Raw genomic sequence first — 16,269 nt, 5'->3', positions numbered from 1 at the left:
CCCTTTACAGACAGCAAAGTTATAACTATTTTACATTATTCAAATTAAATCAGTGCTCAAAATGAAAGTAGCAATTGTTGGTGTAAGTGGAGCCGTGGGACAGGAGTTCCTGCGTGTACTCGACCAGAGAAACTTCCCGATAGATGAGCTGGAACTTTTTGGCTCATCTCGTAGTGCCGGACGTGTTTATACCTTCCGTGGTAAACAGTATACCGTTAAGGAACTGAAGCATAACGACGACTTTAAGGGAATCGATGTTGCTTTTGTTTCAGCCGGAGGTGGTACTTCCAAGGAATTTGAGAAGACGATCACGAAACATGGTACGGTGATGATCGATAACTCCAGCGCGTTCCGTATGGACGAGGATGTTCCATTGGTCGTACCGGAAGTAAACCCGGAGGATGCCTTGAATCGTCCTCGTGGCGTGATCGCTAACCCGAATTGTACCACGATTCAGATGGTTGTAGCGTTGAAGGCGATCGAGAACTTATCTCATATCAAGCGTGTTCACGTATCTACTTATCAAGCTGCCAGTGGAGCGGGCGCTACCGCTATGGCTGAGTTGGTAAAACAATATGAGCAACTATTAAAGGGCGAGGAGCCTACAGTAGAGAAATTTGCTTATCAATTGGCATATAACGTAATCCCTCACGTAGACGTATTCACGGAAAATGGCTATACGAAAGAGGAGATGAAGATGTATAACGAGACCCGTAAGATCATGCACTCGGATATCGAGGTGAGCGCTACCTGTGTTCGCGTACCGGTTATGCGTGCGCATAGCGAATCTACTTGGGTAGAGACAGAGCGTCCGATCAGCGTGGAAGAGGCTCGCAAGGCTTTCGCCGAGGCTGAGGGTGTGGTATTGCAGGATGAACCGGCAAACAAGGATTATCCGATGCCGTTGTTCGTAGCGGATCACGATCCGGTTTACGTAGGCCGTATCCGTAAGGATATCAGCAACCCGAATGGTTTGACATTCTGGACCGTGAGCGACCAGATCAAGAAAGGCGCCGCTTTGAACGCCGTACAAATCGCCGAGTACTTGCTAAAGGTGGGTAATATCAAATAACAGACAACTTTGTAAATTCTATATACGTGGAAGCGGGATCAAGAGAATACTCTTATCCCGCTTTTTTATGCTTAGCGTAATTCCTCCATGCCTTCTCAAAACGTATAAATCAATACGCCCAATACCCGATGGTTGGTTATCGAATGTGTGTCATGAATCCGTCCGCCATCTTGCAAATCCACATTGCCATACCATGCGATGGAAGGGCTATATTCAACACCTAATTTCCAGTGCGGAAGATTATACGAAAGTTGCAGGTTGGTCGTAAATACCTGATCTACGTCCAGACCTACGCCATAGGTTTTGCCTACCAGTGCCTCATTCGCTCCCAAGTTCTTCAAATAGCCTAAGAACAAACCCGGTTTCCATTTCTTTCCGTACACGATATTCAACCAAGAAGTAGAGAAGAGATACGGCGAATATTCCTGTTCGCCGGTACGTGGGTCGATAGAGGTGACGCCGTAACCACCCAACATACAAGTCTGCGTCAAGTTAGAAGCCAGCAAGGTTTTCGCCATCACCAACCAATTCGCGTCCTGATATTTCACGTGCGCCTCGCCGGATACGGAAGAAACCCGCTCGCTGACTTTATAAATCTTGCCATCCACCTCGTTCTGCGTTCTCGGCACTAACGACAAGATTTCCATACCGGCTCCTACCTGCCAACCGGGTTTCTTATAATCCACCCCGAGATAGACTTCCGGCACGCAACTATTCTTGATATATTCCTCGCTCTTTCCGTTCGGTCCAGCCGATAGATATTGCAACTGCCATAGAACCGACCCGGTCAATTGCCACCCATTGTCCGTATAACGATAACGAATTTGCGGGCTGCGGTTAAAGGGCTGGAACGGGGCGCCGGTAGAAAGATTCAACATCTGTGGAAAGACCTCGCCAAATAGCGGATGCCATGTCTGTCCGATCAAGACAGCGGACTTGCCCCAATCCAGATTCACATAGGCATGACGGATACGGAGCACCGCCCAATTGCTACCCGAACCCCGGAAATCGGCCTCCAGTTTCAAGGAAGTCTTGGCCGAACCAACCTTCGGTCCTTGTACATCGATTCCCAAACGGGAGTAAAGCAGGTAAAAACTACCGTTCGGACTAGCGTTCAAGTCCTTGCCATCCGCATCCAACGCCACGTCCTTCGGATATAGGTGGAACAAACCATCCACGATCTCGGCATTCGCACGGGAATTATAGAACAAGTCTCCACGTACCTGTCCGTAAAATTTGTAAGAGAAGTTTTTCTTTTGCGCCTGTACGCATACCGCCATACATAGGCCGATCAAAAGAAGCAAGTTGCGTTTCATTTCCATTCCGGTCAATCTATCTTTAAAAATAATACATCATCAAACCTAATATACGATGATTCGTTATCGCATGTGTTTGCTCGATACGTCCGCTCTCTAAGTCGGTCGTGCCATAATAAGCTGTCGCCGGACAATACTCGAAACCGAACTTCCAATGCGGTAAATTATACGATACGTTTAAGCTGACGGTTATTAATTGATCGATATCCAATCCCATACCATACACCTTATCCGCTGAGACCAAGGACTTCCCGGTTCCCAAATTCTTCGTATATCCGACGAAAACTCCCGGTCTCCATTTCGTTCCGTAGGCGAAATTCACCCATGTCGTAGAATGGCGAAAAGGCGTATATCCCTGCTCGCCCGTACGGGAGTCCACCGAGCTCACCCCGTAACCGCCCAATAAAGCGGTATGATCCAAGGCTGAGGCCATCAAGGTTTTCGCCGCAAAGGTATAGTTTCTTCCGCTATACTTCAAATGTGCCTCGTAAGAGAATGCGGTCATTCGCTCGTTCACCTTAAAAGTTTGCTCCTTCCATTCCGTGGAAGTACGGGGTTTCAAGGAGATCATATGAGCGCCGAGCCCCATCAACCAACCATCCGCAGGGGTAAAATCCGCCCCCACGAACATCTCCGGAATGCAGCTATTCTTAATATAATCCTCGCTCATGCCTTTCGGTCCGCTGGAAAGGTATTGTAATTGCCACAACACGGAAGCCATCAATTGTACCCGGCTATTCGCCTTATACTGGTAACGGATCTGAGGGCTACGGTTGAAAGGCTGGAACGGCGCTCCGGTGGAAAGATTCAAGACATCCGGCATCACGGCGCCAAACAAGGGATGCCACGTGATCCCTACTAATACCGCCGATTTTCCCCAATCCAAGTTTACGTATGCCTGCCGGATACGTAACATCGTATTACTACCGGAAAAACCGCCAAAGTCCGTCTCTATCTTAGCGGAGGAACGAGCCTTGCCAATGTCGGGACCCGTCACGTCCAAGCCCAAGCGGGAAGTGAACGTATAGAAACTGCCATTCGGCGTGGCGTTCAAATCCTTGCCATCCGCATCAAAACTCTTATCCAAAGGATAGAGATAAAAGTTCCCATCGATCGGAGCCATATTAGCCCGGGAATTGTAGAAAAGATCTCCACGGACGAAGCCGTAGAATTTGTAAGTGAAGTTTTTTCTTTGCGCTGTCGTAGAAAATAAGGCTAGCATCCCCACGAGCAACAGGGTAATCTGTCTCATTATAATTCAGTTTGTTATTTTTCTTACCTTATAAGCCGCGAATGTATATATTTTTATGGATTCAATTTGAAGAAACGAAATATTATTTGTTCCTTTGCTTCCAAGTTGTAAGCCTTAAAGGTCAAATTAGATTAATATTGTAAACACCAGATAAAGAAAATGAGTACTAAAAAGTTTTTGCTAGAAGAAAAAGATATACCTACGGCATGGTATAATATCGTAGCGGATATGAAGAACAAACCGCTGCCGATCTTAAATCCACAAACTAAACAGCCCTTAAAGGAGGAAGATTTATATCCTCTATTCTCGAAAGGTGTCTCTCATCAAGAAATGAACACGACAGACACATGGATCGAGATCCCCGATGAAGTACGCGAGCTTTATAAGGTATGGCGACCGACTCCGTTGGTTCGTGCCACTGGATTGGAAAAAGCGCTGGATACGCCCGCTCATATCTATTTCAAGAACGAGAGTGTAAGCCCGATCGGTTCACATAAGTTGAATTCGGCCTTGGCTCAGGCTTATTATTGTAAACAAGAGGGTACGACAAATATCACGACCGAGACAGGCGCCGGACAATGGGGTGCCGCTCTTTCTTATGCGGCAAAAGCTTTCGGCTTGGAACTTGCCGTTTATATGGTAAAGGTTAGTTACCACCAGAAGCCCTACCGTCGTTCGATCATGCAGACTTTCGGAGCACAAGTTGTTGCCTCCCCGAGTATGAGTACGAAAGCCGGACGTAAGATCTTGACAGACCATCCTAATTATCAAGGTAGTCTAGGTACCGCCATCTCCGAGGCGGTAGAGCTGGCCATGCAGACACCGAACTGTAAATATACATTAGGTAGCGTATTAAACCACGTTATGCTGCATCAGACCGTTATCGGACTGGAAGCTGAGAAACAAATGGAAATGGCTGGCGAGTACCCCGATGTCGTTATCGGTTGTTTCGGTGGTGGTTCCAACTTCTCCGGTATCACATTCCCATTCCTGCGCCATAAACTAACGGAAGGTAAGGATATCCGGGTTATAGCGGCGGAACCGGCATCTTGCCCGAAACTTACAAGAGGGCAATTCCAATATGACTTCGGAGATGAGGCAGGCTATACCCCATTAATCCCGATGTTCACGTTGGGACATAATTTCTCTCCAGCGAATATCCATGCGGGAGGTTTGCGTTATCATGGCGCCGGCTCCATCGTCAGCCAGTTGATGAAAGACGAATTGATGAGCGCCGTGGATATCAAGCAATTGGATACCTTCAAGGCCGCTACCTTATTCGCACAAGCGGAAGGAATCATACCGGCCCCGGAATCATCCCACGCTATCGCCGCAGCTATCCATGAGGCAGAGCAAGCCAAGATCGAAGGTAAACCTCGTACGATCTTGTTCAACTTATCGGGGCACGGCTTGATCGATATGGCCGCCTACGACCAATATCTATCCGGTGATCTAACAAACTATGAGGTAACGGATGAGGAAGTAGCTAACAATTTGAAAGATTTGGAGAAAATCATCTGATAAAAACAAGAAAAGGGGCGATACCAAATCGCCCCTTTCCCCTATTTGTCTATGAAAGTCTTAATTTAAAGTATGTATTATGAGAAAATTTCTTCGTAATTAGTACTCGGGATAATCATGTTCTGGACATTTAAGCTAAAGTTTTTCTTTTTCTTATCCCACATACCGTAATTTGTCTTTATCTCTCCACTTTGATCATCATATTGATAAGTGATCTGATAGAATGGAACCCATTCATCGTTTGTCCGATCCCAACGAAACGCTTTCTTCTCGGAAACCTTGCCGTTCTCGTTGTACTGGAACTCATATCTTACCTGTTTGTTCAACAGTCCGTTTTCCTGTAAGAATACCACTTTAGAGATAATCTTACCATTCTCCTCTTTTGTATCATATAGATAATCTTTAGGAGACGCTGCGCTTATCGCTAAACTACACATGAAAGTAAAAACAAGCGCAAGAATACTTTTACCCCAAACTGATGTCTTCATACTATTTTAATTTATAAGGTTACTATCATTTTGTACCGCGAAGTAAGGAAGTTTCCCGACAATCACCAAAAGCAAAGTGACAAATCGTTAGTAATATCACAATATTTAACACATTCAAGACCTTCATTCCCTTCGATTCTCCCATGTTTACTGACATATTGTAAACCAAATCGTAAGTTCCCCCGATTTTTAAATATCTATTATTTACCACCAGCCGGATGTAACTTTCAAAAGAAAACTTTAGACACCGCTTTTTTAATAAATTAAAAATCTATTGATTAATAAATATATTCTTACTTTTGCAAAGGCAGAATGCAAATTGATTTCTTGACATGCGACAAATAATGAAACTATTTATCACATCCTTTCTTTTTATCCTATTCTCAGGATGTACAAAGGATGTATATGATCCTTCCAATAAAATTCCGGGAGAAGGTACTAATCCATTCTCAAAGGTAACAATTTCCTCTAATTTCGATTGGTCGATGATACAAATATCCCACCTTACCGTACAATCTTTCGACCCCTATGATGGCACCTATAATTATCTGGTAGAAGTATTTGATAAAAGTCCGGAAGATCAAGATGCGAATCTTCTCGCTACCGGGGTTTGCTCAAAGAAAACGCTTTTCGATAAGAAAATTATCTATCCAAAGGGAGAGTCGGATCAAGTTTACATACAATTGACGACCCCTACCGGATATCAAGTTACCGCTCCTGTCACCTTAACACCGGGTAATGATAATGTCTGTGCTTTCGATTCGTTAGCCGTATCGCAGGAAACAACCGCTACTCCGGTTAGCCGTACCCCGACCCGAAGCGTGTCTTCCACCTATACATTTATAATAGAAGACTCTTTCCCTAATTACGGAGATTATGATTTTAATGATGCCGTGATAAAAGTCCAGATGGAAACTTCCATGAAAGACGATTATGTACAATTCGCCAATATAAAACTGACTTTCCGTGCATTAGGTGGAACTAAGCGGGCCGGAGCTTTCATCCATCTCCCCGGCATAAAGTCCAAAGACATCCAAAAAGCCGAGTTAAATGGCTGGACCACGACTCCAGAATCGGAAACCGAGACTCCGGTTTATGCCCTATCGGATGATATACATGGATTATTCTCTTTTCATGAAATGATTAATACAGATAATGACCTTCCATATAGGGGAAAGCAAGAACGTTTGATCACCTTTTCGTTCGCAGCCGGTGCCTTAAAAGATTTGACCATTGATGACATCGATCTTTTCACGACCGTATTAAAGCGGGAAGGAGAGGTCTTACGCACGGAAATCCACCAACGTAATTATAGCTATACCCCCAAAGGGGTCAGATACCGTTATTACTCAAATGATAATTGCATATGGGCCTTAATGATACCGGATGATTTCAAATACCCTGTGGAACATGCTTTTATTGGTGATGCCTATCCGGATCTATTGAAATGGGTAAGTGGAGATAGCAAACATGTACAATGGTATAAAAGTAAGAATACGGTTGATAAGTGGATTTATACCCGAGAACAATAACAACCTAAAATCCTCCGTAAAATGAAAACGACCGCCATCTTATATCTTGCCTATCTGGCTTTATGCGTTCAGTGCTCAGTGCCGGAAAACAAGAGCACGAAAAAAGAGATTAATACTCAACCGATAAAGGTGGGTGTATTCGATGGGCATGGAGGAGCACAGACCTGTATTTGGGAAACTGTCGCCGCTATCCGGCTGGACCCGGAAATGGAGGTACGTACCATTACTACAGCAGATATAGCTAATAATGTGCTCGATTCGATCGACGCTATTATTATCCCGGGAGGAAGTGGCAAAAGTCAGTACTTAAACCTAGGGACCTTAAATCAACAACGTATCAAGGACTTCATCGCTAAAGGTAAAGGGGCTGTCGGGATCTGTGCCGGAGCCTATCTATTCTCGAATACTCCCGATTACACCTGTATACAGCTAAATGGACAGCAAGCGATCGACATCGAGCATGACAACCGAGGGCATGGATTAGCGAAATTCACCTTATGCGAGGAGGGTAAGAAGATATTCCCCGAATTAGCCGACCGCGATACGAGTTTCGTCATTTACTATGAGGGACCGGTATTTATAAACAATCCGGCTGATACGATCCAAAGCAACACGCTTGCCATCATGGAAAGCGATGTGCATGAGGAAGGAAACGCCCCGGCTAATATGACAAACGGTAAGCCATTCTTCGTAGCCAATAACTACGGGAAAGGGCGTGTTTTTAGTTCCATCGCCCACCCCGAAGGTACTCCCGGCATGATGTGGATGATCCCCCGGATGGTACGTTGGACCTTGAATAAGCCTTTTATCCCTTATCAATCCTCCGCCGTACGTCCAGACCTGTTCAATCATGAATCATTAATGGCTACCGATGATTTAAAGCAGGAAGAAAAAGCCTTTCAAATCCTTTTAAGCGGAGAAAGCGAGCAAAAAGTTGCCGCCTTGGATTGGCTGGAAGCACACCATTCATGGGACGCCAAACGATGGGTACAAGGATTGCTTTATGACGCTTCACCCGCCGTCCGTATCCGGGCAGCCCGGTATATAGCGGATACCCATTACTTACCATTCTTACCCAACTTACAGGCGGCCTACCGGACAGAAACCGATAAGGCAACCCAAGAAGAGTTAAAGACGCAGCTGGAGAAACTAACAGCCTTACTTCCTTAGGCTAGGGAGATTTAAACTCTCCCTAGATATTCATCTACCGTATAGTTTAAGAAACGATTGAATGGTAATAACAATTTAAAGTCATCCACCGCCTTATCCATCCAATTCTTAGCGTAAAAGAAATTATCCGGCTTATAAGACACCACGCTGAAATCCTTATGCTTCATGATATAACCATAAGGGGAATCCATTGGATAGCCGGCAGGCATGCGTTTCAGCATCTCCCCCTCTAACACCGGGAATGTTTTCTTAAATGTAGGTTCCTCGATAATAGCCGTAAATTCCTCGATATGATCGTATATATCCTGACGAAGTTTCTTTAATAGCGCAGGTGGCGGGCACCATACACCACCGGAAAGCAAGCAACCTCCCGGCTCCAGATGGATATAATAACCACCCCGTTCGCTGGCACGACCACCTTGGGAGATGTAAGCGGCGAAATGACATTTATAAGGAGTCTTATCTGGAGAGAAACGGATATCCCTGTATATCCGGAACAAACAATCTTTCGCCTCCAACCCGGCTACCTCGGGATCGAATAAGGAGATACGACCGATTAAATCCTGTACCTCATCAATAAAAACCTTACGTAGCGCATCGTAACGACTTTTATTGTCTTGGAACCATTCCCGATTGTTATGGCTCCTCAACTCTGTCAAGAACTCTATGATCTGTTCATTCATAACTTTCTATTTTTAATCCTTACAAATGTAAGAAATATTAGAAACTGTAACCCAGATTCAGATAAAATTGCAGGTTATTATTCCGGTTCGACAATCCGAAGTTCGTATTCATCGGACCGACTATACTGTTATAAGCATAACCGATGCTACCTCCCCAAACGCTTTCTCCCTTGAAGAGATCGAAGAAATTATTCTCATGGATCGCATAATTAGCGATCAAAGAGATATAATGCCGTTGCCCGATACGCTGACGCAAGTTTAAGCGGACAATCGCCACGGAATTATCGAATATCTCCATATGGTTGATCCCGGCGAAAGGGAGTTGCTGGGGAAGATACCGTTCCGGCATATCGCCTCCCACCACATTCAAAAAGGGATAAGCCGGATCTTTCCCGATCAACACACGCCCATCGATGGAAGGCAACAGGCTCAAATGGGAAGTCAGCGGCAATACCGACAGGAAGCTGAGCTTCAAGGCGGAGAAGAATGTATGTCCTTTATAGGTCACGAAGTTATCCGTATAAATGGAATAATCCGCTTGCAGAGAAACGCCTTTACTCGGGAAGTAACGACGATCCAACGTCTCCAGATGGGCTTGAGCGAAATAGCTGATAAAGCCTTCCGGTTTTACTTGATACTTTTGGTTTTCCGCCGTATAAAGGAATGAGTTATAATCGAAATACTCATAACGGGCTCCTAGCTTCAACTTGAAATTCAGCCAGTTCATATCCGAATACCCGAGTTCCACGAAATGATGGCGATACGTCGTATTTACGATCTTATTTCCCCTGTTATACACGTCGAGGTCATGGTACGTGAACATGTAAGACAGGTTAATATTACGCAATGGATTACGCTCTATCGCATAGTCCACCCGCCCATACATACGTTTCCCGATCCTCCCGGTTACGGAGAACTTCGAATGGTAACGGGCCCGATTGTCAAAAGTCACATTCAGCAATAGGGCGACGATATCCTCGCTATTGAAATTCAGGCCCACATTAATCGCGCTATTTGATTTTTCCTGTACCGTAAGCACCAAATCCTCCTGCCTCTCGCCGACTAATTTATAGCTTACATTCGAGTAAAGGTTTGTACCGATCACGATAGACATGGCTTCCTGCAATTTCTTCACGGTAAGCAAGCTATTCTCTTTCAAGCCGCTGATTTGCGTCAACCATTTCTCATCACGAGGATCTATACCTTCAAACAAGACACGCCGGATATGAAACGTATCGGTAGGGGCTACCGGATAGGAATGTACTAATCTCTTTCGGTGCATATCCGAACTATCGGATAAACCAATCTTCTTCTTTAAGGCAAGAATCTCATCCCATTGCTTGCGGGCGACTTGCTCACCCCGGTCAATCAAGGTATCCAAGGCCGTCTCCCCAAAACTAGCGGAATTATAAGGGTCTGTATTCGGGCGGAACAACAGATCGGTCTGTTCCTTATTCGGTCCGTATTTCTCATAACCATGCAAGGCGACGATCTGCCCTACGATATCCCAAGGGGTATTTATCCGCTCCAACTGTTTCAAGTCGCTAGTACCTAGATCTACGCCAATAATGATATCCGCCCCCATATCCCGTGCGACATCCGCCGGATAGTTATTCTTGATCCCACCATCTACCAACACCATGCTATCCAAACGTACCGGCGCAAACACGGCAGGAATCGCCATACTGGCACGCATAGCCAACGGAAGACTTCCATGATGGAAAACATATTCTTGGCCGTCCACCACATTCAACGCCACACAAGCGAAAGGTATATTCAATTGATTGAAGTCCACGGAATCATGATAGCCGATCGTTAGATTCGAGAACAGGTTCTGGAGATTTTGCCCTTTTATCATCCCTTGGATCGCTATCTCTTTTTTACTCCGCCCAAAAGGGAGTGAGAATACATAACGCTCGGAATTCTCTTTCTCCGGAAAAGTAAGGCTACTACGTTTCACCCGGTCGCTCAATAACATACTCCAGTCCTGCAATCTCACCATGCTATCGATTTCCGCAGCATTATATCCAACGGAATATAAGCCCCCCACGATAGCTCCCATACTAGTGCCGGCAATATAATCAATCGGGATGCCGGCCTCCTCCAATACCTTCAACACCCCGATATGAGCGACACCTTTCGCCCCACCGCCTCCCAGCACCAAGCCAACCTTTTTCCGCTCAGCCATCACAGAAGGCACCAACATCAACCCAACCAACCACAATAAAAGGAACTTCCTCATCTAGATATTCTTTCCGGCAAATGTAGCTGGTTTACTCGAAAACGCAAACGGATTCATCTAGAATAAAACGTATGTTTACCTATATATAAAGTTTATCGCTATCTCATCTATTCTATAAACCATGCCGTGAACTGTATAAACCAAGGCGTGGTCTGCACATTCCACGGCGTGGTTTATACAGTTCACGGCGCTGATTTAAGAATAAATACTTATTCGCTATGGAATGTATAGGTTATCGGAGAACTATTTCAACAAGAGAGGAACATTTTATTTCCGGAACATAAGTGGGCAATCGATAGTATTTGATACGGCCTCCCTAAAATTAATAGGCATTTCTCGCTAAAATCGATTTACGTATTATGAATCAAGTATGTACGTGTTTATCAAAAAATAATATAGCCATCAACTTACTTTTTTCCAGCAAGGTAGCAGCCGGAGCAATATATTACTTTTTCTTTTTCAGCAGCATGACCACAGGATTCGACTCTTCATCCAAGTTTGCGGCGATCTCCTTCAACTTTCCTTTTAGCTGGCCTTTCTCGTAAGCCTCAACTAAGTCCGGGGCATCTAGAGTTTGGCAGATAGCTATTTCGGGGTTTCTTGGCTCTGATGTTAGAGAGACTTCTTCCTTATTGATGAAATCATCATTGTATAGAATATAGCTGAATAAGGCATTTTCTTGTTTATCATACACCAGATCTTCACCAAGGAAACCTTTAAACGTCGTAAAGTCAACCTCTTTTCTCATGGTTCTCATAAAACAGTAGCGATCGGTGATAACGGTTGGAAAAAGAAAGACTTTCGTATCCATGGAGGATATGGAAGGGCTTCTTACGATAAAAGGACTCAGATTACCATCCGGCAAGTAATGGAATATGGTATCAGACGATGTATTGACAAGTATCCATTTATCCCGATCCGGGAACGTAAGATAAAATTCCGGCGTAATGACAAACTCCCCTTCTGTCACAACCGGAGTCTCAATACCCTTAGAGGGAATCTGGATCTCATGGGTGATACGGCCATCTTGTTTGGAAATAATCAAATGGCACTCCCGCTTGCCTTTTTCCGATGGATAACTCTTATAGCAAATCAAATGATCACGATCATAATTAAATATATAATTATAATAACTGGTATCCGTGAACTTAAAACTCCTTTTATAGTTTCCCAATAAGTCATAGACACCTATTTTTCTCGCCGGATTATCCTTGACGAATATCTCATCGTTATCCTCATCCAAGACAAGCCCTGTAAGCTGCGTGTATTCCTCACCGCTTTGCCCTAAACGGTTTATCTTCCTAAGTCCCTTTCCGTTTTTATCGAAAACAAGAATATCCCCATCACTGCCCCGATTCGTCACCAGCATGATATCCTTTCCGATCGCTTTCACGGCACCTTTAGTTATAAAATCATCCGTGGTTTCCAACGCAATGTATTCCACGTCCATAAGATCTTGAAGTATCAATTCCTTTTCCGGATAATCGGCCATGACATCAACCCTTATAAGGTTATCGACAGAGGAAGCGGACCGATTGCCACATCCCATACATCCGACTAAAGCGAGTAGCATAGCCACTGCGTTCGTAGTTAATTTTCTCATTTTTTATGATGTTTAAAGTCTTTCGTTCGATGTCATTTCTTGCTCTTTAGCATTTTCTCCCGATCCATCATTCGTATCATCTCTTTTACCTCATCGGATGTCTCCGGCAGTTGATTGATCAGGTTACGCAAATCCACGATAGAAATCTTGCTCTTTTTCCCATCCGGGTCTATCATAGTCTCCTCCGCCACATTACGGAAAAACATATCTTCATAGAAGGATTGCAGAAGCGCCCGGCTAAACACCATCGTCCTCTCGTCCGCTTTTTTCTTTAAGCTCTCATTCATATAAAGTACCAAGATAAAAAGCCCTCGCTGGCGATCCTCCTCACTCTGGAATTTAGACACGTCAATCTCACTATACATATGCGAGATCGCCGCCAGGAAATCCAGTCGTTCCGGATTCTTCTTCCATGCCTCATAGTAGAGACGGGACGCTTCCTTATATCTCCCGTCTTTTTGGTAAGTCTCCGCACGGAAGGCCAATAATTGATTTACCAAGAAACGATTGGGCTCCAATCCCTTTTCCGCCCGGTCAAATAAGTCGTAAGCCCGCTTCCGGTCATATGTCTTACCCAAGGCGGAACCCAATAAGAGGCATACCTCGACCGAGGTCGTATCCTGCTCATAAGCCATATCCAGAATATCTACCGAGGGCATATACAGACCGGCATAATACTTCGAGGCTCCCCCATATTTCAAGGTAAGGTAAGTAGAATCACCATCAGCCAACAAACTGGAATAGACAGAATCCGCCTGAACAAATTGTTTCACGGTATATAGCCCCAATCCTTTACTACGCAATAATTGACGATTCCCGGGATTATAAAACAAGGCGGTATCGCAAATCGCTATTCCTTCCGATATATAATCCGGGCTACTAGCCCCCATCCGATACAATGAATTCACTAACGCAACCGCCAACCCCGCATTCTCACGATTCAAGTTATACGCCTGAAAATAAGCGGTCGTAGCGGAAGGATATTGTTCCATTCGAGTATAGCAATCGCCAATCGCACGGTATAAGACAGTATTATCCTCATTCTGAGCTTGCAATTTCTCATAGGCATCAACTGCTTTCTCATACTCCCCCAATTGGAAATACAGACGTGCCAACTGATAATTAGCGTAGAAGTTCGAGCTATCGGCGGATAAGACCTGATGAAAATATCGCTCGGCATCCTCCGCACGGCCTAAGTTCGTCGCCGTCCGAGCCAAGATGTTTAAGATATCCAAGTTCGTCGTATCCATAGAAAAGCAAAGACGGTAATAGTCATAAGCCTTCTGATACCGAAGCATACCCTCATAAGCCTGCCCGATAGCGTTCATAATCTCATAATTCGAAGAATCGGCTAATGTAAGGCTATCAGCATGAGCGATCACAGCCGCATATTGCTTACGGTTCACCAAGTCTTGCCAATTAAACTCTTGAGCATTCCCGGGAAAAATAAGGCAACAAAGTAACAGAACTGTAACTAAATTACATTTCTCATTCATATCTGTATGTTTTTAAGATTACTGATTAAGCGACCAACACAGCCTCTATTCTTATTTCACTGTAACCGGAAAGTAATAGGCACCGTATATAAGACGCGGACCGCCTTTCCGTCCTGACGACCGGGAGTCCACCGGGGCATCATTCCGATGACTCGCAAAGCTTCCGCATCCAAGGAGGGATCTATCCCCCGTATGATTTTAGGTTCCACGATATTTCCTTTCTTATCTACCACAAACGAACAGATCACACGACCTTGCACTCCCGCTTCCTGCGCATCTGTCGGATACTTTATGCTTTGAGCGATAAACTTCAATAATTCACGATCCCCTCCGGGATATTGCGGCATCACGTCCACTACCGTCAAAGTCTCTTCCTTCGCTTCTTCTACCGGACTTTTCAAACGGAACGTAATCGGGACCGTATATTTCACGGCGACCGCCTTTCCACGTTGCATTCCCGGATTCCAACGAGGCATAGTGTTTATTACCCTTACGGCCTCCTCATTCAATAAAGGAGTCACTCCCCGAAGCACCTCCGGATTATTGACGGAACCATCACGCCCAACGATAAACGAGCAGATTACACGCCCTTGCTCCCCGTTATCCTGACTCTCTTTCGGATACTTTATATTCGTGGCTATGTATTTCAACAACTCCGCATCCCCACCCGGAAAACTAGGCATCTTCTCTACCACGGTAAATACTTGCTCGTTCATCTCACGGGATTTGGAAGATAAGGACAAATGGGTATTATTTGTCATATCAGCAGCCAAGACCTCTTGAGACTCCCTTCCTTGATAGCTGCATCGCAAAATCGCATTCGCAGGGACCTCCAAAGAGAAAGCCCCTTTCTTATCCGTGATAGTCCTCTCTTTACCGCCCTTCACCACAACTGATGCCCCGATCAAAGGCTGCCCGGTCTCATCAACCAGAATGCCCGTAGCCGTCACCATAGCGTTCGAGACCGTAGCCTCATTCGCCAGACGGACAGTCAAACGGGCTACCGCCTCGATATTACTTAACAGCATCAAGATCCCTACCAATGGAATAAATATCAGATATTTCGTACGTACGATACCCGGGCTCCGCTTCTTGTTCATCATCATAATCCGGTTCTTCAGATGCAGCACATTGAAACTATTATACAAAGTAGTAACGGACTGATGATGAGCCAATCCCAATAAATGGTATTGATAGCTCTTACTATCGTAACCAGACTGGATCACCGTGTTATCCGCCAGATACTCCAGATTATGCCTAACCTCACGCTTCAATAACCATACAAAAGGATTAAACCAGCAAGCCATACACATCATCTCGCTCAAGATCACGTCAATCGAGTGCCATTGGGATACGTGCGTACATTCATGTGTCAATATCTCATCCGTTTCCTTATCCGAATGACTCTCCGGATGCAAGAAGACCATACGGAAAAAGGAGAATGGCCCGGCGGCCTTCCGCAACGCATAAACCGGAGTTTCATGAATAACAACACGCTCACTGGTATGAGCCAACCATAAGATACTGCTTAATTGCACGAGAAAACGTCCGCATAAGAACGCTACGATCCCCCAATAAATAAACCCCAAAGATCCCAGCAACCATCCATGCCAATCCACGGACGCCGCGGCATCCGCTTTCGCCGTCGCCTCAGGCAACATAGCGGAATACATATAAATCACATCTGCTATAGGCTCTTGTTGCCTTACCCAATCTTGGATGTTCAGCAAAGGATAAAACAGAGCCAAGCCAAAGAACGCCAGCAATATCGCACGACGTAGCTTGAAGAACGTGTCCTTATAGAAGAACAACCGGTAGAAGGCGTAAAAGAGTACAAAGGCTACATTTACCTTCAATAAGTAGGCAAATTCCGGTGTCATGGTATGTGGGATTT

12 protein-coding genes are annotated in these 16,269 nt (G+C 45.0%); 4 read left to right on the top strand and 8 right to left on the bottom strand.

The features are described 5' to 3' along the window. The first annotated feature begins 61 nt into the window (after positions 1-61). Positions 62-1,072, top strand: coding sequence for an aspartate-semialdehyde dehydrogenase (locus tag HMPREF0999_RS04240; protein ID WP_009275244.1), 1,011 nt, complete (start codon positions 62-64; stop codon positions 1,070-1,072). 95 nt (positions 1,073-1,167) lie between these two features. On the opposite strand, the gene HMPREF0999_RS04235 is transcribed toward HMPREF0999_RS04240, so the two are convergent. Together HMPREF0999_RS04235 and HMPREF0999_RS04230 are read right to left on the bottom strand one after the other, a co-directional pair. Continuing rightward, positions 1,168-2,388, bottom strand: a complete 1,221-nt coding sequence (locus HMPREF0999_RS04235) for a DcaP family trimeric outer membrane transporter (protein WP_029257155.1) — start codon at positions 2,386-2,388, stop codon at positions 1,168-1,170. Between the two features lie 22 nt (positions 2,389-2,410). Beyond that, on the bottom strand, positions 2,411-3,640 hold the full coding sequence (locus HMPREF0999_RS04230; protein ID WP_009275243.1) for a DcaP family trimeric outer membrane transporter: 1,230 nt from the start codon (positions 3,638-3,640) through the stop codon (positions 2,411-2,413). Between the two features lie 159 nt (positions 3,641-3,799). Between HMPREF0999_RS04230 and HMPREF0999_RS04225 the strand changes: the two genes are divergently transcribed. Then, positions 3,800-5,161 carry a TrpB-like pyridoxal phosphate-dependent enzyme gene (locus HMPREF0999_RS04225; RefSeq protein ID WP_005859947.1) on the top strand — a complete coding sequence of 454 codons (1,362 nt, stop codon included), beginning with the start codon at positions 3,800-3,802 and terminating at the stop codon, positions 5,159-5,161. A gap of 77 nt (positions 5,162-5,238) precedes the next feature. Here the strand turns inward: HMPREF0999_RS04225 and HMPREF0999_RS04220 are convergent, their stop codons facing one another. After that, the gene (locus HMPREF0999_RS04220; RefSeq protein ID WP_005859949.1) at positions 5,239-5,649 is read right to left on the bottom strand and encodes a DUF3836 domain-containing protein; all 411 of its coding nucleotides are present in this window, start codon (positions 5,647-5,649) and stop codon (positions 5,239-5,241) included. 332 nt (positions 5,650-5,981) lie between these two features. On the opposite strand from HMPREF0999_RS04220, the gene HMPREF0999_RS04215 reads away from it, so the two are divergent. Both HMPREF0999_RS04215 and HMPREF0999_RS04210 read left to right on the top strand, forming a co-directional pair. Beyond that, positions 5,982-7,181: an LruC domain-containing protein gene (locus tag HMPREF0999_RS04215; protein WP_009016603.1), complete on the top strand. Its 1,200-nt coding sequence runs from the start codon at positions 5,982-5,984 to the stop codon at positions 7,179-7,181. Between the two features lie 21 nt (positions 7,182-7,202). Then, on the top strand, positions 7,203-8,351 hold the full coding sequence (locus HMPREF0999_RS04210; RefSeq protein WP_009016604.1) for a BPL-N domain-containing protein: 1,149 nt from the start codon (positions 7,203-7,205) through the stop codon (positions 8,349-8,351). 11 nt (positions 8,352-8,362) lie between these two features. On the opposite strand, the gene HMPREF0999_RS04205 is transcribed toward HMPREF0999_RS04210, so the two are convergent. The 5 genes from HMPREF0999_RS04205 to HMPREF0999_RS04185 all read right to left on the bottom strand — a co-directional run bounded on the left by HMPREF0999_RS04205 (position 8,363) and on the right by HMPREF0999_RS04185 (position 16,255). Then, positions 8,363-9,034: a DUF2461 domain-containing protein gene (locus HMPREF0999_RS04205; RefSeq protein ID WP_009016605.1), complete on the bottom strand. Its 672-nt coding sequence runs from the start codon at positions 9,032-9,034 to the stop codon at positions 8,363-8,365. A 37-nt stretch (positions 9,035-9,071) separates the two neighbouring features. Then, a complete protein-coding gene (locus tag HMPREF0999_RS04200; protein ID WP_008779066.1) occupies positions 9,072-11,276 on the bottom strand; it encodes a patatin-like phospholipase family protein in 2,205 nt (734 codons plus the stop codon). A 445-nt stretch (positions 11,277-11,721) separates the two neighbouring features. Beyond that, on the bottom strand, positions 11,722-12,879 hold the full coding sequence (locus HMPREF0999_RS04195) for a 6-bladed beta-propeller (RefSeq protein WP_008779065.1): 1,158 nt from the start codon (positions 12,877-12,879) through the stop codon (positions 11,722-11,724). A 32-nt stretch (positions 12,880-12,911) separates the two neighbouring features. After that, positions 12,912-14,375, bottom strand: a complete 1,464-nt coding sequence (locus HMPREF0999_RS04190; RefSeq protein WP_009016607.1) for a tetratricopeptide repeat protein — start codon at positions 14,373-14,375, stop codon at positions 12,912-12,914. 56 nt (positions 14,376-14,431) lie between these two features. Further along, entirely contained in the window at positions 14,432-16,255 is a 1,824-nt protein-coding gene (locus HMPREF0999_RS04185; RefSeq protein ID WP_009275242.1) for a M56 family metallopeptidase, read from the bottom strand. Positions 16,256-16,269: the final 14 nt, after the last annotated feature.

It is taken from the genome of Parabacteroides sp. D25 (assembly GCF_000307475.1).
In the GTDB taxonomy this organism is placed as follows: domain Bacteria; phylum Bacteroidota; class Bacteroidia; order Bacteroidales; family Tannerellaceae; genus Parabacteroides; species Parabacteroides distasonis.
This window is presented reverse-complemented; position numbering and strand designations above follow the sequence as displayed.